Source organism: Amycolatopsis sp. NPDC004772 (genome assembly GCF_053601215.1).
Window position 1 is genome coordinate 71,854 of sequence record NZ_JBSGBK010000028.1, and the last position, 20,559, is coordinate 92,412.

Consider the following 20,559-nt stretch of genomic DNA (forward strand, 5'->3'; position numbering starts at 1 on the left):
TCGGCCTTCGTGCTGAGCTCGCCGGTCTGGCGAGGCACTCCGACACTGGCGTTCTGCGCCGGGCTCGTCTGCGGCGGCGTCCTGACCGCGCTCGTCTCGCTCGTGGCCGGTTCCCTGCTGCGCGCCCCGCTCCCGGCGGTCGCCCGCTGGGTCGTGGTGGCCGCGGTGCTGGGTGCGGTGCTGCTGCGGGAAACCGGCGTGTGGGCGTTCCGGCTGCCGGAGAACCGGCGGCTGGTGCCGGACACGGTGTTCCGGCTCGGCCGGCACCTCGGCCCGCTGCAGTTCGGGTTCGAAATGGGCACCGGCGCGCGCACCTACCTGCCCAGCGGGCTGCCGTACGTCGCCGCGATCGCCGTCGCCCTCACGGCGTCGCTGCCCGCGGCGCTGGCCGCGGGTGTCGGGTTCGGGCTGGGCCGCGCGCTGATGACGACGGCGAACCTGCGCTACGACGGCGAAAACGGCTGGGACGGCGAATGGCGGGTCCACGGCCGGGCCCTGAGAGCCCTGACCGCGGCCGCCTTCGTCGTCCCGCTCGCCGCCGTCGCGGTCACGGTGCTGTCTGGTACGCCCTGAGCACGGTCTGGGCGACCGCGTTGCCGTCGCTGTCCCGGGCGGTGATCCGCAGCGACACGAACCCGCCGGCCGCCGGGTTGCGCACCACCGCGAGGCCCCCGTTGCCGATGCGGGCCGTGGGCACGGGTGTCCACTTGGCACCGTCGTCGATGGACGTTTCGACGCGCAGGTCCGCCAGCCGGAGCTCGCCCGCACCCGGCTGCCGCTGCGCGGTCAGGGCGAGCACGAACGGCCGCCCGGCCGGGGCCCGGCTCTGGTCGTCGACCGCGCCCTCGGCCCGGACCACCAGCAGCGGCAACGGTTTCGCGGGCGCCGCCGGACCGGGGTCGCGGAACGTCCACAGCACGTCCGCCGCGGTCCCCACCACCGACCACGGCACGCTGCGCGTGGCCACCGACCGCAGCGTGTACGTGCCCGCGTCGGCCGGGATGGCCAGGGCCCCGATCGCCGGGCTCGGCGCGGTGGCCAGCGTGACACCGTCACGCGAGAGCGTCGCCGTGCCGGTGAGGCCTCCGGGTGGCGAGGTGTACTGCTCCGGATCGCTGCCCGACACCAGCGGGATCGCGTACACCAGCTGGTTTCCGGCGCGGAGCACCCCCCAGCCGTCCTGAGGCGCGCCGAAAGCGGGCCCGACCGGGGCGCGGTTCCAGCCGGCGCGCTGCGGCCCCGCCCGGTACGTCCGGTAGGAGTAGTTGCTTTCCGCGTCGGTCAGCGGATCCGGGTACACCGCCAGGAGGTGCTGCCAGGTCACCCCGGTCGTGTAGTACTCGGTGCGCCGGCTCGGCAGGGCCTGCGCGGCGACCTGGTACGTCCCGCTGTCGGCGCCCGGGAAACCGAACGTGACGTCGTCGAGGCGCAGGCTGTCCGCGGGTTTGCCCTGCGTGTGGTACCGCGCGTCGACCACCGCGAGGTCCCGGTCGCGCACCCGGAAGACCGGGTCCGCCGGGACGCGGCCGCGTTCGAGGAGCGCCAGCTGGTAGACGTAGTCGCCGTCCGGGCGGGCGGCCAGCGTCGCTCGGAGGTACAGCGCGTAGGTGTGGTCGGTGACCTCGCGGCCCGAGCCTGCCGCGTACAGCTCGGTGCCCGGCTGGACGATCCAGGCGAGCGTGTTCGTCCGGGTCCCGCCCGGGTTCCCGGACACCAGGCCCAGTTCGCCGCCCTGCAGCCGCGCGTCCGCGCGGTCGACCACCGCGCGCAGCGGCTTGCCCGCGCGGGCGTCCAAAGTGATCGAAACAGCCCCGGTCACCGGCTGGCCGGGCCGCGACAGCAGGGTCACCGCGGCCGGCCGGGTCTGGCCGGTCGGGTCGCCGGACACGTCGAGCGCGTTGAGGTCGTAGCGGCCCTTGGGCACCCGCACCACGGCCGTGCCGTCGGCGCCGAACGGCCGCACGCCGAACGCGGCTCCGGTCGCGGTGTCGACGAGGGTGGCGACCCCGGCGGTGAACCGCCCGTCGCGGCCGATCAGCCGCACCGACACGTCGTAGCTTTCGGGTTCCAGGAAGGCGCCGAGCGCGGTCTGCACGGTGATCCCGGGCGCCGTCGCGGTCAGCCGGTCGCCGTGCTGCCCGGCCGTGGCCCCGCCGGCCCGCAGGGTGACGCCGACGTCGGCATCGCCGTGCGCGGGCACCACCACGGCCGCGGCCGTCGGCGTGAACAGCGGCGAGGTGGCGGCGAGCGCCAGCGTGACGGGCGTGTCGCCGTCGTTGTGGTAGGTCACGGTTTTCGTGACGGGCCGGGCGCGCGGCCAGGCGACGAAGCCGTAGCCGAGGCTGCCGGTGGTGGCGGTGACCTGCTGGGTGACCGCGCGGGCGGCGTCGACCCGGCCGGCCCCCTGCTCGGCGACGGCGCCGGTGGGCTTGGCGGTGCTGGTCAGCGTCGTCTTGAGCCGGCCGGCGAGCCAGTCCGGGTGCCGCTGGAGCAGTAGGGCCGCCGCACCGGCGACGTGCGGTGCCGCCATCGACGTCCCGGAGAGCCGCGCGTAGTCGTCGTCGACCGGCGCGGTGTCGCCGTCGCGTGTCCCCGCGGCCCGCGCCGAGACGATGCCCTCGCCGGGAGCGGCGATGTCGGGCTTGACCGCGTAGTCGCCGAGCCGGGCGCCGCGGTTCGAGAACGCGCTGGTGGTGTCCTGGGCCGACACGCTGCCGACCGCCAGCGCCGCGTCGGCCGCCGCGGGCGCGACGACCGGGCCGGGTTCGGGCAGGTCGAGCGAGCGGTCGTTGCCGGCCGGGGCGACGAACAGCGTGCCGTAGCGGCCGGTCAGCGCGTTCACCGCCTGGGACACCGGATCCGTGCCGTCGGTCGCGTCGCCGCCGAGGCTCAGGTTGACCACGCGGACCTTCGGCGCGATCCACTCCATCCCCGCGATCACCGCGGATTCCGGGCAGCCGTAGGCGACGCAGACCTTGCCGCTGACCAGCCGGGCGTCCGGTGCCACCCCGCGGTACCGGCCACCGGAGGCGGCCCCGGTGCCGGCGATGATGCCGGCGACGTGCGTGCCGTGCCCGAGGTCGTCGCCCGCGTCCGGCCGGGTTCCGGTGAAGTCCCGGGCTTCCACGACTTTGCCGGCGAGATCCGGGTGATCGGCCCGGACGCCGGTGTCGAGGACGCCGACGGTGACCCCGCGGCCCGTGTAGCCCGCCTGCCAGGCGGCCGGGCCGCCGATCTGCGGCACGCTGACGTCGAGCGCCGGGGTGGCCAGGCCGTCCAGCCACACCTTGCCCACCCCGGCCCGCAGCGCGGACCCGGCGGTGAGCCAGGACCAGAACTCCGTGCCCCGCCGCCGGTCCTGGCGCAGGGCCGCGCCGCGCACGCTCGGCAGGTCGCGGACGGCCGTCGTGGCGGGCGGGGTGGCGGCGGGGGAGCCCGCGGAATAGGTGACGATCAGAGGGAGGCTGCCCGCGGAGTCGGCGAGGTGCTGCCGCAGCAGCCCGGAAACGTCGAACAGCCGGGAATCGAGCTTGCCGGACACGACCAGGGCCAGCGCGTCCGACGGCACCACGGTGATGTCGCCGGCCTGCGCACCGGTGTGCGTTTCGCGGAAGAAACCGATCCGCTCGCGGCCCGGACCCGGTTCGACCGTGACCGTGCTATCTCCCCGGGAATTCGGGAGCACCCGCACCCGGTCGCCGGTGATCAGCGTGACCGATTGGCCCGAATCGTTCGCTGCAACGGCGGCGGCGGCCGGTTCCGCCGCCGCCGGAACGGGCAGCGACCACCCCGCCACCACGACGGCCGCCAGCGCCAGCTGTCTTCGATGCATGTCAGGGCCCCTCCGGCTGAGATCGCTTCCCCCGGAATTTCGTCTCGGCAAATGCGAGCGGGAAAAACAGCCGCGCGGTCGCCGCGGTCACGTTAACACCGGCCCGGGCCGTCCGGGCAATACGTCATTTCCGTGAACCAACCGCCGACAATTGATCACCGGAATACCGACAGTGGCAAAATGCGCCGGACGCTATTGGGGCCGCCCGGTTCCCGGCAGGCGCGGCGGCGCGGTGCTGGCGCGGACCGTCAGCTCCGGGGCGAGCAGCCGGGTGCCCGGCGTGGTGCCGTCGTCGAGCTGCCCGAGGACCGTTTCGACGGCCAGCGCGCCGATCTCCCGCGCCGGGATGGCCAGGCAGGTCAGCTCGAGCAGGCTGTGCGCGGTCAGGCTGTCCGGGCAGACCGCGACCAGCGAGACGTCCTCGGGGACCCGCAGCCCCCGGTGGTGCAGGGCGGCCAGCACCGCGGGCAGCGCCGTTTCGTTGTGCACCACCAGACCGGTGACGCCGGGGTGGCGGGCGAACAGCGCGTCCAGGCCGCGCAGCGTCCGCCAGTGGGTGTCGCCCCAGGCCAGCGTCGTCGAGCGGATGCCCCGGCGATCCGCTTCCGCGGTGAAGCCCTGCGCGAGCCGGGTCGCGGCACTGCTGCCGCGCCGGTAGGTCGCGGGGGTCGAGCCGATCAGGGCCACGTGCTCGTGCCCGAGGCCGGCGAGGTGGCCGAGGCAGAGCGCGCCCGCCGCGGCGAAGTCGAGGTCGAGGCAGCCGAGCCCGCGCGGCCGGTCCGGCACGCCGATCAGCACCGCCGGCCGCCCCAGCCCGAGCAGCACCGGCACCCGCGCGTCCGCGGCTTCGACGTCCATCACCACGACCCCGTCGGCGACCGCGGAGGACACCGCCCGGCGCAGCGCGGCCGGGCCGTCTTCGGCGGTGAGCAGCAGCAGGGCGTGGTCCCGGGCCCCGGCCGCGGCGATCGCGGCGGCCACGAACTCCCGCACGACGACATCGTGGGCCCCGGCACGCAGCGGCACGACCAAGGCCAGGACGTTCGTCCGGGGGCCGGCGGTGAGCCGGGCCCCGGCGTGCCGGTGGTGACCGCGCTTGCGCATGGCGTTCTCGACTGCCCCCCAGAAGACGGCGACCCGTCACTCTTCGTCGAACCGCGTCGACGATATATCAACGTAGGGTACTCATCGGGGATGTGCAAGCAGCCCGGCGAGCACGTCGGGCCGTTCCGAGGCGAGGAAGTGGCCCGCTCCCGGCACCTCTGTGAACCCGGCGTGGGGCAGCAGCTCCCGGTTGGCCCGCCGATCCGACGGCCGGGACCAGTCGCGCTCGCCGTAGGCGAACCGGACGGGCGCTTCGACTTCGGCGTAACGCGAACGGGCCGCGACGAGGCTCGGCAGGTTCCGGTGGATCCCGCGGGTCACGGCGGGGTAGCCGGGGCGGCGGCCCACCCGGAGGAGCTCGTCGAGGTGGTCCTCGCACAGGGCGCTCTTGTCGCCGAGCCCACCCCGCAGGATCCGGCGCAGCGCGGCTTTGGTCGGGCTGCCTCGGGCATCGTGTCGGCTTCCTCTCGCCGGGACGATCGGAAACCGATCGGTTTCCGATCGCAAGACGCGGTGCTACGGTGGTGAAACCGATCGGTTTACCAAGCTCGCTCCGAGGAGGTCCGATGACGCACGACCCGGCGCTGCCGGCGAAACTGGCTGCGCACCCGTCGGTGCTGTCCCGGCGCCCGGCGGACCCGCCGCCGGTGCTCGACGCGGCGCGGCTGCGCGAGCTGTGCCTGGCGGCCGGCGCGGACGACGTCGCCGCGGTGAGCCTGGACCACCCCGATCTGGCCGGCGAGCGCGAGTACGTGCTGGGTGCGCTGCCGGGCACCCGGACCCTGATCGCGATGGCGTTCCGGATGAACCGCGACAACTGCCGCTCCCCGGCCCGCAGCGTGGCCAACCAGGAGTTCCACCAGACCGACGAGCAGGCCAACCACACCGCGCGCAGCGTGGTCCAGGCGCTGCAGGACGCCGGGCACCGGGCGATCAACCCGTCGGTCGGCTTCCCGCAGGAGATGGACCGCTTCGGCACCGACCGGATCTGGGTGGTGGCGCACAAGACGGTCGCGGTGGCGGCCGGGCTCGGGGTGATGGGCCTGCACCGCAACGTCATCCACCCGAAGTTCGGCAGTTTCGTCTTGCTGGCCACCGTGCTGGACGCGGAGGTGAGCGAGGACGGGCAGGCGCTGGACTACAACCCCTGCATCGACTGCAAGCTGTGCGTCACCGCGTGCCCGGTCGGTGCCATCGCCAAGGACGGCGCGTTCGACGGCCTCGCCTGCACCACGCACAACTACCGCGAGTTCATGAGCGGGTTCACCGACTGGGCGCAGACCGTGGCCGACAGCGAGGACGCGGCTGACTACCGCTCCCGCGTCTCCGCCTCCGAAAGCGCCTCGATGTGGCAGAGCCTGAGCTCGCCGCCGGGGTACAAGTCGGGGTACTGCCTGGCCGTCTGCCCCGCGGGCGAGGACGTCCTCGGCCCGTACCTGGAGGACCGCAAGGGCTTCCTGAAGACCGTGCTGCGGCCCCTGCAGGACAAGCGGGAGACGCTGTACGTGCTCCCGGATTCCCGCGCGCAGGAGTATGCGCGGCGGCGATTCCCGCACAAGCCGGTCAAGGAGGTCACCGGCGGCTGGGCGCCCCCGGAGTGACGCGGGTCAGCGCACGCCGGCGGCGTCGAGCAGGGTCGTCACGGTCGGGACGACGAGCCCCTTCAGGTCGTCGACGCCGATCCCGGCCCGCGCGCCGGCGCCGTCGAAGACCACGAGGAGCTGCCGGGCCAGCAGGTCCGGGTCGGCGGCCCCGCCCTGCTCGGCCTGCCGGCGGAAGAAGCCCAGCAGGTTCCGCTTGATCCGCCGCGCCACCCGGCTGGCGGGGTGGCGCTGGTCCTTGAGCTCGATCTGCGCGGCCAGGTAGCGGCAGCCGTGGAACCCGGGGGTCCGCGCTTGGCCTTCCAGCTGTGTGAAGACGTGCAGGATCCGGTCGCGGGGCCCGCGGTCGTCGCCGGCCGGCGGGAGCAGGCCGGCCACGAAGGCGGCCGCGCCTTCCTTCAGGCTGGCGGCGAGGAGTTCGTCCTTGCTTTCGAACAGTTGGTAGAGGGATCGCTTCGACACGCCCGCGGCCTGGCACAGCGCCTCGACCCCGATGCCGACGCCGTCCCGGTAGGTGAGAGTGGCCGCGGCTTCGAGCAGCCGTTCCCGGGAGGTGGGTTTCGCGTCGGGGGTCATGTCGTGAGGTTAGCCCGGTTCGTGCGGGAATGACACCGATCGGTTTACCCGCGACACGGTGATCGGGAAGCGCTAGGCTCGAGCAGCCACTGGTTCGCCCGCACCCGGAGACGTGCGCGGGCGAGGCAACAGGGAACCCGGTGTGAATCCGGGACTGCCCCGCAGCGGTATGTGGGAACGAAAGCCGTCACCACGCGAGTGGTCCAGCACTGGACGCGAGTCCGGGAAGCGACGGCCGGTAGACCTGAGCTCGGCGCCCACGAGTCCGAAGACCTGCCCGTGGTACGCGCGCCGACGGCGTGCGTGAGTCCGGGCCTCGCGGGATGGGCACGACCGAACCGCGGCTCTTCGCGCGCGCTCGGACTCTCCGAGAGCGAGCTCGCGAGGAGAGAGCTGTGACCGACATCGGCACCACCGTGCTGGGCTACCCCCGGATCGGCCCGGACCGGGAACTCAAGCGCGCCCTGGAACGCTACTGGGCGCACGACATCGACCGGGACACCCTGCTGGAAACCGGCTGTGACCTGCGGGAACGAACCTGGCGCGCCTTGGCGGCGGCCGGGCTGGACTCGATCCCGTCCAACACGTTCTCGCACTACGACCACGTGCTCGACACCGCCGAGCTGTTCGGCGTGCTGCCCGGGCGGTTCACCGGGCTCGGCCTGCCGCCGCTGGACACCTCCTTCGCCGCCGCGCGCGGGGTCCAGGACGCGCCGGCGCTGGAGATGACCAAGTGGTTCGACACGAACTACCACTACCTCGTCCCGGAACTCGGCCCCGGCACCGCGTTCACCCCGGCCGGGACCAAGCCGCTCGACGAGTACCTCGAGGCCCGGGCGCTCGGCCTCGAAACCCGGCCGGTGCTGGTCGGGCCGGTCACCTTCCTGCTGCTGGCCAAGTCCACGACCGAGGGCTTCCGGCCGCTCGACCTGCTCGACACGCTGCTGCCGCGGTACGCCGACCTGCTGCGCCGGCTGCACGAGGCGGGCGCCGAATGGGTGCAGCTCGACGAACCCGCCTTCGCCGCGGACCGGACCGAGGCCGAGCTGAACGCCCTGATCCGCGCCTACCACCGGCTCGGCAAGGAGACCGGCCGGCCGAAGATCCTGGTCACCGGCTCCTACGGCCGGCTCGGGCGCGCGCTCGGCGTGCTCGCCCGCGCGCCGATCGAGGCGCTCGCCGTCGACCTGGTCAGCGACGAGTCCTTTGTGGACGCCGTCGGTGCCGAACCGGCGTTGCGGGACAAGGAGGTCCTGGCCGGGGTCGTCGACGGCCGGAACGTCTGGCGGACCGACCCGGACCGTGCGCTCGCCCGGGCCGCCACGCTGCTCGGCGTGGCGAAGTCGGTCAGCGTGACGACGTCGTGCTCGCTGCTGCACGTGCCTTACGACGTCGAGCGCGAGCACGGGCTGCCGCCGCGGCTCAAGGGCCGGCTCGCCTTCGCCCGGCAGAAGGTCGACGAGCTCGTGCTGCTCGGCCGGGCGCTGCGCGGCGAAGAGGTCGATCTCGCCCCGGCGCGGCAGGCGGTCGCCGACCGTGCGGCGGCGGGCGGCGGCCCCGGGACGCCGGACACCACCGCCCGGCCGCCGTACGCCGAGCGTGCGCAAGCCCAGCAGGCCGCGCTCGGGCTGCCGCCGCTGCCGACCACGACGATCGGGTCGTTTCCGCAGACCACCGCGGTCCGCAAAGCCCGCGCCGCGCATAAGGCGGGCACGCTCGACGACGCCGCGTACGAGGCCGCGATGCGCGCCGAGATCGAACGCGTGGTGCGGCTGCAGGAGGACCTCGGGCTCGACGTGCTGGTGCACGGCGAACCCGAGCGCAACGACATGGTGCAGTACTTCGCCGAGCAGCTGGCCGGGTTCGCCGCGACCGCGCACGGCTGGGTGCAGTCCTACGGCTCGCGCTGCGTCCGCCCGCCGATCCTCCACGGCGACGTCTCGCGCCCGGCGCCGATGACGGTGCCCTGGGCCCGCTACGCCCAGAGCCTGACGGCCAAGCCGGTCAAGGGCATGCTGACCGGCCCGGTGACGATCCTCGCGTGGTCGTTCGTCCGCGACGACCAGCCCCTGGCCGACACCGCGCGGCAGGTGGCGCTCGCCGTCCGCGACGAGGTCCGCGACCTCGAAGCGGCGGGCATCCGGATCGTCCAGGTCGACGAACCGGCGCTGCGCGAGCTGCTGCCGCTGCGCCGGTCCGGGCACGAGGAGTACCTGCGCTGGGCCGTGGCGGCGTTCCGGCTGGCGACCTCGGGGGCCGGCGTGGCCACCCAGATCCACACCCACCTGTGCTACTCCGAGTTCGGCGAGGTGCTGTCCGCGATCGACGCCCTCGACGCCGACGTCACCAGCATCGAAGCGGCCCGCTCGAAGATGGAGGTGGTCGCGGGCCTGGCCGGGTTCGGCCGCGGGGTCGGGCCGGGGGTGTACGACATCCACTCCCCGCGCGTCCCGGACGCGGGGGAGATCGGCACCCTGCTGCGGACCGCGCTCGCCGCGGTGCCCCCGGACCGGTTGTGGGTCAACCCGGACTGCGGGCTGAAGACCCGCGGCTACGGCGAGGTCGGCCCGGCGCTCGGGAACCTGGTCGCGGCCGTGCGCGAGGTCCGGGCGGGGCTCGCGTGAGGGGCAAGCCGGCGTCGGCGTCGCGGCTGACGCTGTCGCAGATCATGGACGACCACGACACGAACCTCATGGGCACCGTGCACGGCGGGGTGCTGATGAAACTGGCCGACTCGCTGGCCGGGGTCGTCTCGGCCCGGCATTCGGAAGGCGCGTCGGTGACCGCGTCGGTCGACGAGATGGTGTTCCGCGTGCCGGTTCGCGTCGGGGACGTGCTGCACCTGCACGCCCAGGTCAACTGGGCCGGCTCGACGTCGATGGAGATCGGCGTGCGCGCCACGGCCGACCGCTGGGACCGCTCGGTGCCGCCGGTGCACGTGGCTTCGGCCTACCTGGTGCTGGTCGCGGTCGACGAGGACGGCCGGCCGCGGGTGGTGCCGCCGGTGGTGCCGGAGACGGACGAGGATCGCCGCCGGTACGCCGAGGCGGGGATCCGCCGGACCCACCGGCTCGCCCGGCGGGCGGCGATCACCGCGTCGCGCACGGTCGCCTGAGCAGGCCGGTGTGCGGGGCCGGGAGTCCCGCACACCGGCTTCACGCCGGAGTGGCGCGGAGGCCTGCCTCGGCGAAGGCGAGCACGTCGTCGACGAGGCCGCCGAGATCGCTCGTCCGCGCCCGGCCCTCGCGGGTCACGTAGATCTCCCGGAGGCCGGCGACCACGGTGACGGCGGTGAGCCGGGGGAGCAGGGCGTCGGCCGGGAGGCCGAGGTCGGCGCCGAGGGCCGCGGCGATCGGGAGTTCGAGGTCGCGGTAGCCGGCCCGGGCGCGGCCGCGGAGGTCGTCGTCGGCCAGGAGGAGGTCGGCGCGCAGGGCGCGGCGCTGCCAGATGTGCGCGGGGTCCACGCCGGACTCGCGGTCGCGCTCGTCGAGCTCGCGCATGGTCGCGTGCATCCAGTCGCGGACCGCGTCGAGGGTGCTCCGCGGCTTGCGGTCGCGCAGGCGCGCCTCGAGGGACTCCGGGGTGAACGGGTCGTCGGCGAACAGCAGGTCGTCCTTGGCCGGGAAGTGCAGCGTGACCGTGCGGGTCGCGACGTCGGCGCGCGCGGCGATCTGCGCGATCGTCGTCTCGCGGTAGCCCTGGCTCGCGAAGAGGTCCAGGGCCGCGTCCTGGATCCGGGCCCGCGTCTGGGCCTTCTTGCGCTCACGGCGGCCGTCACTCGCGATCATGCCCGCCAACTTAGCATCGACGGTATTAATGCAGTCCATGCTACTATTAGCTTGCGATGTAGAAATGGAGGCGTGTCATGACGAAGAACTGGCTCATCACCGGGACTTCCAAGGGCTTCGGCCGCGAGTGGACCGAAGCGGCGCTCGCCCGCGGCGACCGGGTCGCGGCCACCGCGCGGGACGTCGACAGCCTGCGTCCGCTGGTCGAGACGTACGGCGACGCCCTGCTGCCGCTGCGGCTGGACGTCACCGACCGTGCGGCCGCCGTCGACGCGGTCGAGCGCGCGGCGGCGGCGTTCGGATCGCTGGACGTGCTGGTCAACAACGCCGGTTACGGGCACTTCGGGATGGTCGAGGAACTGACCGAGGAGGAGGTCCGGGCGGAGCTCGAGACGAACTTCTTCGGCACGCTCTGGCTGACCCAGGCGGCCCTGCCGATCATGCGCCGGCAGGGGCGGGGCCGGATCATCCAGGTCACCAGCGAAGGCGGGATCCGGGCGTTCCCCGGTATCGGCGCCTACCACGCGTCGAAGTGGGCGGTGGAGGGCCTTTCGGAGTCCCTGCGGCAGGAGGTCGCGGCCTCCGGGATCGACGTGATCTGCCTGGAGCCGGGCCCGTACCGCACGGACTTCGGCGGGGGCAGCGTCCGGCAGAGCGAACCGGACCCGGCCTACGACGCGGTGCGCGAGGCGACCCGGATCGAGTGGGACCTCGGCGACCCGCGGGCGACCCGCGAGCCGATGCTGGAGCTGGCGGACACGGAAAACCCGCCGCACCGGATGTTCTTCGGCAAGTCGTTCGCGGCCGTGGAGGCCGAGTACCGGGACCGGCTGGAGGGGTGGCGCAAGTGGGAACCCCTTGCGCTGGCCGCATTCGGCCGGGGCTGAGCGTGAACGGACGGCCCCTCACCCGGACCGGGCGAGGGGCCGTTCACCGGGGGATCAGGCGAGTGCCGCGTCCATGGTGATCGTGGTGCCGGCGAGGGCCTTCGACACCGGGCAGGTCTTCTCGGCCGTCTCGGCGTACTCCGCGAACTGCTCCGCCGTCACGCCCGGGATCGACGCCCGCAGGGTGATCGCGATGCCGCTGATCTCGAAGCCGCCGCCCTGCGCCGGGCCGAGGGTGACCTCCGCGCTCACGTCGATCGAGTCCGCCGTGAGCTTCTGGGCCTCCAGGACGCCCGAGAGGTTCATCGCCAGGCAGGACGAGTGCGCCGCCGCGATGAGCTCCTCGGGGCTCGTCTGGCCGTCCGGGTTGCCCGCGCGGGTCGGGAACGAGACCGCGAACGTGCCGGCGTTGGACGAGTCCAGCGTGACCTCGCCCTTCCCGCTGTTCAGTCCGCCGACCCAGTGGGTGGTGGCGTCACGGCTGGGCATAAAGCCTCCTCAGTGCTCGGGTGCGTACGCGGTGGCCGACGCCGTCAGCCGCCGCAGGGTCTTGATCAGTTCCCGCCGCTCGTCGTCCTCGAGGCCCAGTGCGCAGCCGATCGCCGAGGGGACACCGGCGGCGCGCGTCCGCACCGCCCGGCCCTGCTCGGTCAGGCTGACCACCACCGTGCGTTCGTCCGCGGGCAGCCGTGTCCGCGTCACCAGCCCGTTGGCCTCGAGCCGCTTGAGCAGCGGGGAAAGCGTGCCGTAGTCCAGGTGCAGCGCCTCGCCGATCTCCTTGACCGGCCGGGCGTCGGACTCCCACAGCACCAGCAGCACGAGGTACTGCGGATAGGTGAGATCCAGCTCGCCGAGCAGCGGCCGGTACGCGTCGGTCACGGCTCGCGATGCCGCGTACAGCGCGAAACAGGCCTGCTCGTCGAGGCGGAATTCGTCTGGCACGTCGGTAAACCTAGCCCACGATTACATCGTGCGCAAGGTAATCTTGTCGGACCCCTCTGGCAGAGTCCCGTCCATGACCGAACGACCGAAGCGCCCCGAGGCGCCGCTCACCGGCGGCGAACGCGAAGTCCTCACCGGCCTGCTCGACCACCACCGCGCCACGGTCGCCTGGAAGGCCGGCGGCCTCACCGAAGCCCAGTCCCGCCAGGTGCACCTGCCCAGCGAGCTGATGACCGTCGCCGGGCTCGTCGCCCACCTCACGCTCAACGAGTGGTTCTGGTTCGGCGTGGTCGTCGACGGCGAGGAGGACACCTGGGAGGAGAAGCTCGAGCAGGATCCGGACGCGGAGTTCCGGATCCCGCCCGGCGTGCCGGTGGAGCAGCTCCTCGCGGACTACGAGAAGCAGTGCGCCCGCAGCCGCGAGATCGTCGCGGAGCACGGGCTCGACGACGAAGTGACGCACAAGGCCGAGACCTTCAACGTCCGCTGGGTCGTCGCGCACATGATCGAGGAGACCGCGCGGCACGTCGGGCACCTCGACGTGCTGCGCGAGCTCACCGACGGCCTCACCGGGGAGTGACCTTCTTCGGCGGCAACGGGAAGAAGCCGCTGGTCCGCTCGACGTAGTGCGCGTACGCCGGGCGCGTGCGGGCCATGCCCTTCTCCAGCAACGGTTTTCCCGTCCCGCGGGCCAGGGTGAACGTCATCGCGACGGGGGAGAGGACGGTCGCCGCGCCCGGCCACGTCGAGCACGCCAGGAGGTAGAGGCCCCACCACACACACGCGTCGCCGAAGTAGTTCGGGTGCCGGGTGTAGCGCCACAACCCCGTGTCCAGCACGCGGCCGCGGTTGGCCGGGTCGGTTTTGAAGCGGCGCAGCTGGTCGTCGCCGATCGTCTCGAACGCGAACCCGACCAGCCACACCACGATCCCGAGCCAGCCGAGCACGCCGATCCCGGTGCCGTCCACCGCGAACTGCACCGGCAGCGACACGAAGTACAGCACCACGGCCTGGAACAGGTACACGCGCAGGAACATCTTCAGCGGCCCGTGGCCCATCCGCGCGTACCGCGGGTCCTCCGGCAGCTTGTGGTTGCGCAGGTGCAGGTGCACCGAAAGCCGCACGCCCCAGACGACCGTCAGGAGCACCACCACGAGCCGCAGCGAGAGCGGGCCGTCGCCGAACGGGAAGGCGGCGATCGCGACGAGCGCGAACCCGAGCCCCCAGAAGGTGTCGATCGTGTCGTAGCGCTTGCGCGCCCGCGCGATCCCGAAGGTCACCGCCACCGCCAGCAGGGTGACGGCGGCCGTGACGAGCAGCTGGGGCATCGTCACCACTCCCGCGTCGCCGGCAGGCCGCTGCGGCCGTGCTCGCCGGGCCGCACGGCCAGGATCTGGTCCACGCCCATCCGGTTCTCCTCGAACGCCAGCGCCCCGCCCACCAGGTACAGCCGCCAGACCCGCGCGCCCGTCTCGCCGATGAGCGCGACGACGTCGGCCCAGTTCTCCTCCAGGGTGGCGGCCCAGGCCCGGACCGTCCAGACGTAGTGCTCGCGCAGCGCGTGCACGTCCCGCACCTCGAGGCCCGCGGTCTCCAGGTGGTCGATGGTCCGCCCGACCGGCCGCATGGTCATGTCCGGCGCGATGTAGCGCTCGATGAACGCGCCGCCGCCGGGGGCGACGTTCCCGCGCGACATCTGCTGCAGCAGCACGCGCCCGCCCGGCTTCACCATCCGGTGCAGCGTCGCCGCGTACGCCGGGTAGTTGACCTCGCCGACGTGTTCGCCCATCTCGATCGACGCGACGGCGTCGAACGGCCCGTCCGGCAGCTCCCGGTAGTCCTGCCGCCGCACCTCGACGCGGTCTTCGAGGTCGTGCTGGGCGAGCCGGCCGCGGATGTGCTGCAGCTGCTCGGCCGAGAGCGTGACGCCGACGGCTTCGACGCCGTGGTGCTTGGCCGCGTGGACGAGCAGCGAGCCCCAGCCGCAGCCGACGTCCAGCAGCCGCATGCCCGGCCGCAGCCCCAGCTTGCGGCAGATCAGCTCCAGCTTGTCGTGCTGGGCCTGTTCGAGACTCTGCGATTCGGAGGTGAAGTACGCGCACGAGTACGCCATCGACTCGTCCATCAGCAGCTGGTAGAAGGCGTTGCTGAGGTCGTAGTGGTGGGCGATGGCGGAGCGGTCGCGCAGCAGGCTGTGCAGTTTCCCGGACAGCCGCGCCTCTTCGGCGGGCGGCTTCGGCGGCAGCCCGGCGACGCCGAGCCGCGCGGCCAGCTTGACGGCGTCGGCCCACTCCCGCGGCCCCAGCTTCGCCCGGTTGAGCTCCCCCGAGCGGGTCAGGGCCCAGATCCGGCGGAAGCCGTCGGCCAGATCGCCTTCGACGTCGAGGTCGCCGGTGACGTAGGCGCGCGCGAGCCCCAGCTCGCCGGGCGCGTAGAGCAGGCGGCGCAGGGCGCGGCGGTTGCGGAGCACGACCGTCGGTGCGTCCTCCGGGCCGGCGCGCGTGCCGTCCCAGGTCCGCAGGCCCACGGGGAGCGGGCCGCCGAGGAGTTTCGCGGCGAACGAGGCTAGCTGGTGCGCGGTGGTGTGCGGCATAGCCGGGATTCGCACCGCCCGCCCCGGTGGATTGGTCGGCCGGCCCGGCAATCCGGCCGGGCCGCGGTCCCGAAGGACCGGTGTGGAGATCACGGGAGAACGCATCGGCGTCATCGGCAGCGGGGTGGCCGGACTGACCGCCGCATACCTGCTGCAGCGCAAGTACGAAGTTCTGCTGTTCGAGGCCGACGACCGCCTGGGTGGGCACGCGCACACGCACGACGTGCCCAGCACCCACGGCGGCACCGTCGGCGTGGACTCCGGCTTCATCGTCCACAACGAGCGCACCTACCCGACCCTGCTGAAACTCTTCGGCGAGCTGGGCGTGCGCACCCGCGACACCGAGATGTCGATGAGCATCCGCTGCGACGGCTGCGGCCTCCAGTACGCCGGCGCCAAGGGCCTGCCCGGGCTGTTCGCCCAGCGCGGCAACGCCCTCCGCGGCCGCTACCTGCGGATGCTGGCCGAGGTGAAGCGGTTCCACCGGCACGCGAAGCGGCTGCTGGCCGCCCCGGACGCCGGCGACGTCACGCTCGGCGCGTTCCTCGCCATCGGCGGCTACACCCGGTACTTCGTCGACCACTTCATGCTGCCCCTGGTCTCGACGGTGTGGTCGGCCGACCGCGCCGACACCCTCCGGTACCCCGCGCGGTACCTGTTCGAGTTCCTCCGCAACCACGGCATGCTCACGGTGAAGAACTCGCCGGCCTGGCGGACCGTCGCAGGCGGCTCGCGCGAGTACGTCGAGCTCGCGGCGAAGCAGCTCACCGCCGTGCACCTGTCGACGCCGGTGCGGTCGGTGCTGCGGACCGGCAGCGGCGTCGAGATCCGCGACGACGCCGACACGCCGCACCGGGTCGACAAGGTCGTCGTCGCCACCCACGCCGACCAGGCGCTCGCCCTGCTGGCCGGCCCGACCGCCGCCGAGCGCGAGGTGCTCGGCGCGTTCCGGTACTCCGAGAACGAGGCCTGGCTGCACACCGACACGAGCGTCCTGCCGACCCTGCCCGACGCGCGGGCCGGGTGGAACTACCGCGCGCCCGTCTGCGGCGCGCCCACCGGCGCGGTCCAGGTCAGCTACGACATGAACCGCCTGATGCGGCTCGACGAGCCGACCGGGTACGTCGTCACGCTCAACCCCGGCGACGGCCCCGGCGAGGACCACGTCGTCGCGCGGATGCGGTACGAGCACCCGGTCTACACGCCGGAATCCGTTGCCGCGCAACGACGGCTGCCCGAGCTCAACGACGGCGTGCTCGCCTACGCGGGCGCCTACCACGGCTGGGGCTTCCACGAGGACGGCTGCTCCTCGGGCGCCCGCGCCGCGGAAAGCCTGGGGGTGACCTGGTGACGAACGCGCTCTACGACGCCACGGTCGCGCACGTGCGGCGGATCGACCCGCCGCACGCGTTCGCCCACCGCGTCTACCTGTGGCGCGTCGACCTGGACGACCTCCCGCGGCTGCCGTGGTGGCTGCGGCCGTTCGCCCGCTTCGACCGCCGCGACCACTTCGTGGCCACGGATCCCCGCGGCATCCGGGAGAAGCTGGACGCCTGGCTCGCCGAACGCGGGGTCGACCTGCGCGGCGGGAAGGTCGTCATGCTCGCCGCCGCGCGCGTGCTCGGGTACGTGTTCAACCCGATCAGCGTCTACTGGTGCCACGACGCGCAGGGCCGCCTCGCGTGCGTGGTCGCCGAGGTGCACAACACCTACGGCGGCCGCCACGCCTACCTGCTGCACCCCGACGAGGCCGGCCGGGCCCGCGCGGCCAAGGAGTTCTACGTCTCGCCGTTCCAGGAGATGGACGGCGAGTACCGGATGCGCCTGCCGCGCCCGGAGGCGCTGCTCGACCTCACCGTGGCGTTGCGCCGCGGGACCTCGACCCCGCTGGTCGCTACGCTGCGGGGAGTTCGCCGCCCGGTGAACCCGCGGTGGCTGGCCCGGCTCGTGCTGGCCCGGCCGCTGCTCCCGCAGCGGGTGTCCGCGCTGATCCGCCGCCACGGCGTCGCCCTGTGGCTGCGGAAGGCCGCGGTCGTGCCGCGCACCCCGCAGAACGCCGGAGGACAGCTGCATGGATGAGCCGGCCCGCCCGCGCCGGATGGCGCCCGTGCCCTCGGAAGTCCCGGCCGGTCCGGCTGTGCCGTCCGCGGAGGAGCTCATGGTGCGCGTCGCCAAGGGTGACGAGCGCGCCTTCGAGCTGCTCTACGACCAGTTCGCGGGCCCCATCTACGGCCTCGTCCGGCGGATCGTGCGCGACGCGGCCCAGTCCGAAGAGGTCGCCCAGGAAGTCCTCGTCGAGCTGTGGCGCACCGCGACCCGGTACGCGCCCGACAAGGGCTCGGCGCTGAACTGGGCGATGACGCTGGCCCACCGCCGCGCCGTCGACCGGGTCCGCTCGGCCCGGGCGAGCACCGAACGCGAGCAGAAGGCGACCTTCGAGGCCGCCCGCGGCCGTCCGTTCGACGAGGTCGCCGAGTCCGTCACCGCGCGGCTCGAACGCTCCCAGGTGCGCCGGTGCCTGTCCTTCCTGACCGATCTGCAGCGCGAATCGGTGCTGCTCGCCTATTACCAGGGCTATACGTATCGCGAGGTGGCCGAAGTGCTGTCGACGCCGCAGGGAACCATCAAGACGCGGCTGCGGGACGGGCTGATCCGCCTGCGGGACTGCCTGGGGGTGACCGCTTGAGCACCCCGGAGATGCACACCCTGGCCGGTGCCTTCGCGCTCGACGCCGTCAACGACGTCGAGCGCGCGGAGTTCGCCCGGCACCTCGAGCAGTGCGACTCGTGCACGCAGGAGGTCGCCGAGCTGCGCGCGACGGCGGCCCGGCTGGGCGCGGCGATGGCCGAGGAGCCGCCGCCGCACTTCAAGGACCGCGTCATGACGGCCATGCACGCCACCCGGCAGCTGCCGCCGCGGACCCGGCCCGGCTCGCCCGACCGGCACCGCCGTTCGGCGCGGGCCCCGCGCTGGGCGGTCGTCGTGGCGGCCGCGGCCGCCGTCGTCGGCCTGGCTGCGGGCGGGGTGTTCGGCGGCATCGCGCTGACCCAGCGGCAGGAGCTGCAGACCGCGCAGAGCCGGCTCGACCAGGCGAAACAGCAGTTCGCGCCGGTGGCGGCGCTGCTCGCGGCCCCGGACGCGAAGACCGTGCACGGCGAGGCCCCGATCGGCGGCGGGGTCACGGTCGTCCTGTCGCGGTCGCTCAACCGGGTGATGGTGATGGACGCGGGCCTGCCGGCCCAGCCGGGCGGGAAGGTCTACGAAGCCTGGCTGATCACCGGCGCGGACGCGCCGCGCTCGGCCGGGGTGATCGCCGCGGCGGACCAGGGCGGCCTGGTCGTCGCGGACGGCGTCGGCGGTGCCGACAAGGTCGCGGTGAGCGTCGAACCGCCCGGTGGATCGGCCACCGGAGCCCCCTCGGACGTCCTCATGAGCATGCCCGCGCCGGCCTGAGCGGGCGGCCATACCAGATCGGGCTCCGGGGGTGTTCGCGGCCCGTCGCTCTTGCGCGCCCGAAGGTGTTGTGGCAAAACACCTTTGCGACACACGGCGTGCCTACTGGATTAGAGCCTGCCTGGTGCCTACCGTCCTGCCTAACGTCGGCGGTTGACATAACTCTCGATCTGGGGTTGAGGTCGAGGGTTCGGCCGGCGGGCTGTACGGGCACAACGATCAGGAAGGCGGACTTCGATGACGCCCCCGCACAACTACCTTGCGGTGATCAAGGTGGTCGGCATCGGCGGTGGCGGCGTGAACGCCGTGAACCGCATGATCGAGGTCGGCCTCAAGGGTGTCGAGTTCATCGCGGTGAACACCGACGCACAAGCACTGCTCATGTCCGACGCCGACGTCAAGCTGGACATCGGCCGCGAACTGACCCGTGGCCTCGGCGCGGGCGCCGCCCCCGAGGTCGGCCAGAAGGCCGCCGAAGACCACCGCGAAGAGATCGAAGAGGTCATCAAGGGCGCCGACATGGTGTTCGTGACCGCGGGTGAGGGCGGCGGCACCGGCACCGGCGGTGCGCCGGTCGTCGCGCAGATCGCCCGCAAGCTGGGCGCGCTGACCATCGGCGTGGTCACCCGCCCGTTCACCTTCGAGGGCAAGCGGCGCGGCAAGCAGGCCGAAGAGGGCATCCAGGCGCTGCGCAACGAGTGCGACACGCTCATCGTGATCCCCAACGACCGGCTGCTGCAGCTCGGCGACATCGGCGTCTCGCTGATGGACGCGTTCCGCTCCGCGGACGAGGTGCTGCTCTCCGGTGTCCAGGGCATCACCGACCTGATCACCACCCCGGGCCTGATCAACCTCGACTTCGCCGACGTCAAGAGCGTCATGTCCGGCGCGGGCTCCGCGCTGATGGGCATCGGCTCGGCGCGCGGCGAGGGCCGGGCCATCCAGGCCGCGGAGAAGGCGATCAACTCGCCGCTGCTGGAGGCGTCGATGGACGGCGCCCACGGCGCGCTGCTGTCCATCGCGGGCGGCTCCGACCTGGGCCTGTTCGAGATCAACGAGGCCGCGTCGCTGGTGCAGGAGTCCGCGCACCCGGACGCCAACATCATCTTCGGCACGATCATCGACGACTCCCTCGGCGACGAGGTCCGGGTCACGGTGATCGCGGCCGGGTTCGACGCCGGCGCGCCGACGCACAAGAAGCTCGACCCGTCGACCTTCGGGTCCGGCTCGCGCGCGTCGGCCACCACGGCCTCGGCCTCGGCGGGCCAGGTCTCGAACCCGCCGACGCCGCCGTCGGGCGCCACCCCGGTGCCGTCCGCGGGCAGCTCCGGCTACCCCGTGGCGCCGCCGCGGTCGCACTCGACGCTGCCTTCGCCCACCGGCAGCCAGCCGGCCGGCGGGCTCCCGCAGCCCGGCGGCGGCTCGCGCGGCTACTCGCCGCTCGGCTCCAACGCGACCCAGGGCAGCCTGCCGGGCCGCGCGATGCCGGTGCACGACGACCCGTCGGACGACGAGGTCGACGTCCCGCCGTTCATGCGGCGCTAGCCACCAGCTCCGAAGGCCACCACCCGCGAACTAGAGTCGTGGGTGGTGGCCTTCGGCCATTCCGGCCCGGCTCACCTCGTTGGCCGGTCGCCAGCGCCCCAATGTGGCGGGGGGGGGGGGGGGGCGGCCCGCCGCCCCCCCGCGGGGGGGGGGGGGGCCCGGGGAACAGGGGAGGGGCGGCCCCGCGGGAGAGGCGCCGGCCCAAAGGCGGGGGCGGAGCGACCGCGGCGGGGGTGGG

The 20,559-nt window shown here is 73.4% G+C and carries 20 protein-coding genes and 1 riboswitch; of the genes, 11 read left to right on the forward strand and 9 right to left on the reverse strand.

The genetic code is table 11. The features are described 5' to 3' along the window. Positions 1-9 precede the first annotated feature (9 nt). Positions 10-573: a hypothetical protein gene (locus ACWEF6_RS19110; protein WP_449684168.1), complete on the forward strand. Its 564-nt coding sequence runs from the start codon at positions 10-12 to the stop codon at positions 571-573. On the opposite strand, the gene ACWEF6_RS19115 is transcribed toward ACWEF6_RS19110, so the two are convergent. From ACWEF6_RS19115 to ACWEF6_RS19125, 3 genes are all read right to left on the reverse strand, one after another. Then, a complete protein-coding gene (locus ACWEF6_RS19115) occupies positions 548-3,832 on the reverse strand; it encodes a S8 family serine peptidase (protein ID WP_449684169.1) in 3,285 nt (1,094 codons plus the stop codon). The two genes, ACWEF6_RS19110 and ACWEF6_RS19115, sit on opposite strands and share 26 nt — an antisense overlap. A gap of 192 nt (positions 3,833-4,024) precedes the next feature. Beyond that, the gene (locus tag ACWEF6_RS19120; protein WP_449684170.1) at positions 4,025-4,936 is read right to left on the reverse strand and encodes a LacI family DNA-binding transcriptional regulator; all 912 of its coding nucleotides are present in this window, start codon (positions 4,934-4,936) and stop codon (positions 4,025-4,027) included. Between the two features lie 81 nt (positions 4,937-5,017). Further along, positions 5,018-5,443, reverse strand: coding sequence for an alpha/beta fold hydrolase (locus tag ACWEF6_RS19125; RefSeq protein WP_449684171.1), 426 nt, complete (start codon positions 5,441-5,443; stop codon positions 5,018-5,020). Positions 5,444-5,502: 59 nt separating this feature from the next. Here ACWEF6_RS19125 and ACWEF6_RS19130 point away from each other — a divergent pair, with 59 nt between their 5' ends. After that, the gene (locus tag ACWEF6_RS19130) at positions 5,503-6,537 is read left to right on the forward strand and encodes a 4Fe-4S binding protein (RefSeq protein WP_449684172.1); all 1,035 of its coding nucleotides are present in this window, start codon (positions 5,503-5,505) and stop codon (positions 6,535-6,537) included. Between the two features lie 6 nt (positions 6,538-6,543). On the opposite strand, the gene ACWEF6_RS19135 is transcribed toward ACWEF6_RS19130, so the two are convergent. Next, positions 6,544-7,113 carry a TetR/AcrR family transcriptional regulator gene (locus ACWEF6_RS19135; protein WP_449684173.1) on the reverse strand — a complete coding sequence of 190 codons (570 nt, stop codon included), beginning with the start codon at positions 7,111-7,113 and terminating at the stop codon, positions 6,544-6,546. 73 nt (positions 7,114-7,186) lie between these two features. After that, positions 7,187-7,408, forward strand: a riboswitch (cobalamin riboswitch). Between the two features lie 100 nt (positions 7,409-7,508). Here ACWEF6_RS19135 and metE point away from each other — a divergent pair. Together metE and ACWEF6_RS19145 are read left to right on the forward strand one after the other, a co-directional pair. Further along, entirely contained in the window at positions 7,509-9,737 is a 2,229-nt protein-coding gene (gene metE / locus ACWEF6_RS19140; protein WP_449684174.1) for a 5-methyltetrahydropteroyltriglutamate--homocysteine S-methyltransferase, read from the forward strand. Continuing rightward, on the forward strand, positions 9,734-10,228 hold the full coding sequence (locus ACWEF6_RS19145; protein ID WP_449684175.1) for an acyl-CoA thioesterase: 495 nt from the start codon (positions 9,734-9,736) through the stop codon (positions 10,226-10,228). The genes metE and ACWEF6_RS19145 overlap by 4 nt, the downstream gene beginning before the upstream one ends. Before the next feature lie 40 nt (positions 10,229-10,268). Here ACWEF6_RS19145 and ACWEF6_RS19150 read toward each other — a convergent pair whose 3' ends face one another. Further along, a complete protein-coding gene (locus ACWEF6_RS19150) occupies positions 10,269-10,901 on the reverse strand; it encodes a TetR/AcrR family transcriptional regulator (RefSeq protein ID WP_449684176.1) in 633 nt (210 codons plus the stop codon). A 77-nt stretch (positions 10,902-10,978) separates the two neighbouring features. On the opposite strand from ACWEF6_RS19150, the gene ACWEF6_RS19155 reads away from it, so the two are divergent. After that, positions 10,979-11,788 (forward strand): SDR family NAD(P)-dependent oxidoreductase, encoded by an 810-nt coding sequence (locus ACWEF6_RS19155; RefSeq protein WP_449684177.1) that lies wholly within the window; start codon positions 10,979-10,981, stop codon positions 11,786-11,788. A 54-nt stretch (positions 11,789-11,842) separates the two neighbouring features. Here the strand turns inward: ACWEF6_RS19155 and ACWEF6_RS19160 are convergent, their stop codons facing one another. Next, on the reverse strand, positions 11,843-12,277 hold the full coding sequence (locus ACWEF6_RS19160; RefSeq protein ID WP_449684178.1) for an OsmC family peroxiredoxin: 435 nt from the start codon (positions 12,275-12,277) through the stop codon (positions 11,843-11,845). Positions 12,278-12,286: 9 nt separating this feature from the next. Then, entirely contained in the window at positions 12,287-12,730 is a 444-nt protein-coding gene (locus ACWEF6_RS19165; RefSeq protein WP_449684179.1) for a MarR family winged helix-turn-helix transcriptional regulator, read from the reverse strand. 73 nt (positions 12,731-12,803) lie between these two features. Here ACWEF6_RS19165 and ACWEF6_RS19170 point away from each other — a divergent pair, with 73 nt between their 5' ends. Then, positions 12,804-13,310, forward strand: coding sequence for a DinB family protein (locus ACWEF6_RS19170; protein WP_449684180.1), 507 nt, complete (start codon positions 12,804-12,806; stop codon positions 13,308-13,310). Here ACWEF6_RS19170 and ACWEF6_RS19175 read toward each other — a convergent pair. Then, positions 13,297-14,058, reverse strand: a complete 762-nt coding sequence (locus ACWEF6_RS19175; RefSeq protein ID WP_449684181.1) for a DUF1295 domain-containing protein — start codon at positions 14,056-14,058, stop codon at positions 13,297-13,299. The two genes, ACWEF6_RS19170 and ACWEF6_RS19175, sit on opposite strands and share 14 nt — an antisense overlap. Positions 14,059-14,060: 2 nt before the next feature. Continuing rightward, positions 14,061-15,323 (reverse strand): class I SAM-dependent methyltransferase, encoded by a 1,263-nt coding sequence (locus ACWEF6_RS19180; protein ID WP_449684182.1) that lies wholly within the window; start codon positions 15,321-15,323, stop codon positions 14,061-14,063. An 82-nt stretch (positions 15,324-15,405) separates the two neighbouring features. Between ACWEF6_RS19180 and ACWEF6_RS19185 the strand changes: the two genes are divergently transcribed. From ACWEF6_RS19185 to ftsZ, 5 genes are all read left to right on the forward strand, one after another. Further along, a complete protein-coding gene (locus ACWEF6_RS19185) occupies positions 15,406-16,674 on the forward strand; it encodes an NAD(P)/FAD-dependent oxidoreductase (protein WP_449684183.1) in 1,269 nt (422 codons plus the stop codon). Beyond that, the gene (locus ACWEF6_RS19190) at positions 16,668-17,402 is read left to right on the forward strand and encodes a DUF1365 domain-containing protein (RefSeq protein ID WP_449684188.1); all 735 of its coding nucleotides are present in this window, start codon (positions 16,668-16,670) and stop codon (positions 17,400-17,402) included. The genes ACWEF6_RS19185 and ACWEF6_RS19190 overlap by 7 nt, the downstream gene beginning before the upstream one ends. After that, positions 17,395-18,009, forward strand: a complete 615-nt coding sequence (gene sigK, locus ACWEF6_RS19195) for an ECF RNA polymerase sigma factor SigK (protein WP_449684184.1) — start codon at positions 17,395-17,397, stop codon at positions 18,007-18,009. The genes ACWEF6_RS19190 and sigK overlap by 8 nt, the downstream gene beginning before the upstream one ends. Continuing rightward, the gene (locus tag ACWEF6_RS19200; RefSeq protein ID WP_449684185.1) at positions 18,006-18,776 is read left to right on the forward strand and encodes an anti-sigma factor; all 771 of its coding nucleotides are present in this window, start codon (positions 18,006-18,008) and stop codon (positions 18,774-18,776) included. Before sigK ends, ACWEF6_RS19200 begins: the two co-directional genes overlap by 4 nt. 237 nt (positions 18,777-19,013) lie before the next feature. After that, the gene (gene ftsZ, locus ACWEF6_RS19205) at positions 19,014-20,321 is read left to right on the forward strand and encodes a cell division protein FtsZ (RefSeq protein ID WP_449684186.1); all 1,308 of its coding nucleotides are present in this window, start codon (positions 19,014-19,016) and stop codon (positions 20,319-20,321) included. The last annotated feature ends 238 nt before the right edge of the window (positions 20,322-20,559 follow it).

Coding starts and splice junctions, on each gene's coding strand:
- ACWEF6_RS19115 (WP_449684169.1), bottom strand. CDS start 3,832: ATGCATCGAAGACAGCTGGCGCTGGCGGCCGTCGTGGTGGCGGGGTGG.
- ACWEF6_RS19120 (WP_449684170.1), bottom strand. CDS start 4,936: ATGCGCAAGCGCGGTCACCACCGGCACGCCGGGGCCCGGCTCACCGCC.
- ACWEF6_RS19130 (WP_449684172.1), top strand. CDS start 5,503: ATGACGCACGACCCGGCGCTGCCGGCGAAACTGGCTGCGCACCCGTCG.
- ACWEF6_RS19135 (WP_449684173.1), bottom strand. CDS start 7,113: ATGACCCCCGACGCGAAACCCACCTCCCGGGAACGGCTGCTCGAAGCC.
- ACWEF6_RS19150 (WP_449684176.1), bottom strand. CDS start 10,901: ATGATCGCGAGTGACGGCCGCCGTGAGCGCAAGAAGGCCCAGACGCGG.
- ACWEF6_RS19155 (WP_449684177.1), top strand. CDS start 10,979: ATGACGAAGAACTGGCTCATCACCGGGACTTCCAAGGGCTTCGGCCGC.
- ACWEF6_RS19160 (WP_449684178.1), bottom strand. CDS start 12,277: ATGCCCAGCCGTGACGCCACCACCCACTGGGTCGGCGGACTGAACAGC.
- ACWEF6_RS19170 (WP_449684180.1), top strand. CDS start 12,804: ATGACCGAACGACCGAAGCGCCCCGAGGCGCCGCTCACCGGCGGCGAA.
- ACWEF6_RS19175 (WP_449684181.1), bottom strand. CDS start 14,058: ATGCCCCAGCTGCTCGTCACGGCCGCCGTCACCCTGCTGGCGGTGGCG.
- ACWEF6_RS19180 (WP_449684182.1), bottom strand. CDS start 15,323: ATGCCGCACACCACCGCGCACCAGCTAGCCTCGTTCGCCGCGAAACTC.
- sigK (WP_449684184.1), top strand. CDS start 17,395: ATGGATGAGCCGGCCCGCCCGCGCCGGATGGCGCCCGTGCCCTCGGAA.
- ftsZ (WP_449684186.1), top strand. CDS start 19,014: ATGACGCCCCCGCACAACTACCTTGCGGTGATCAAGGTGGTCGGCATC.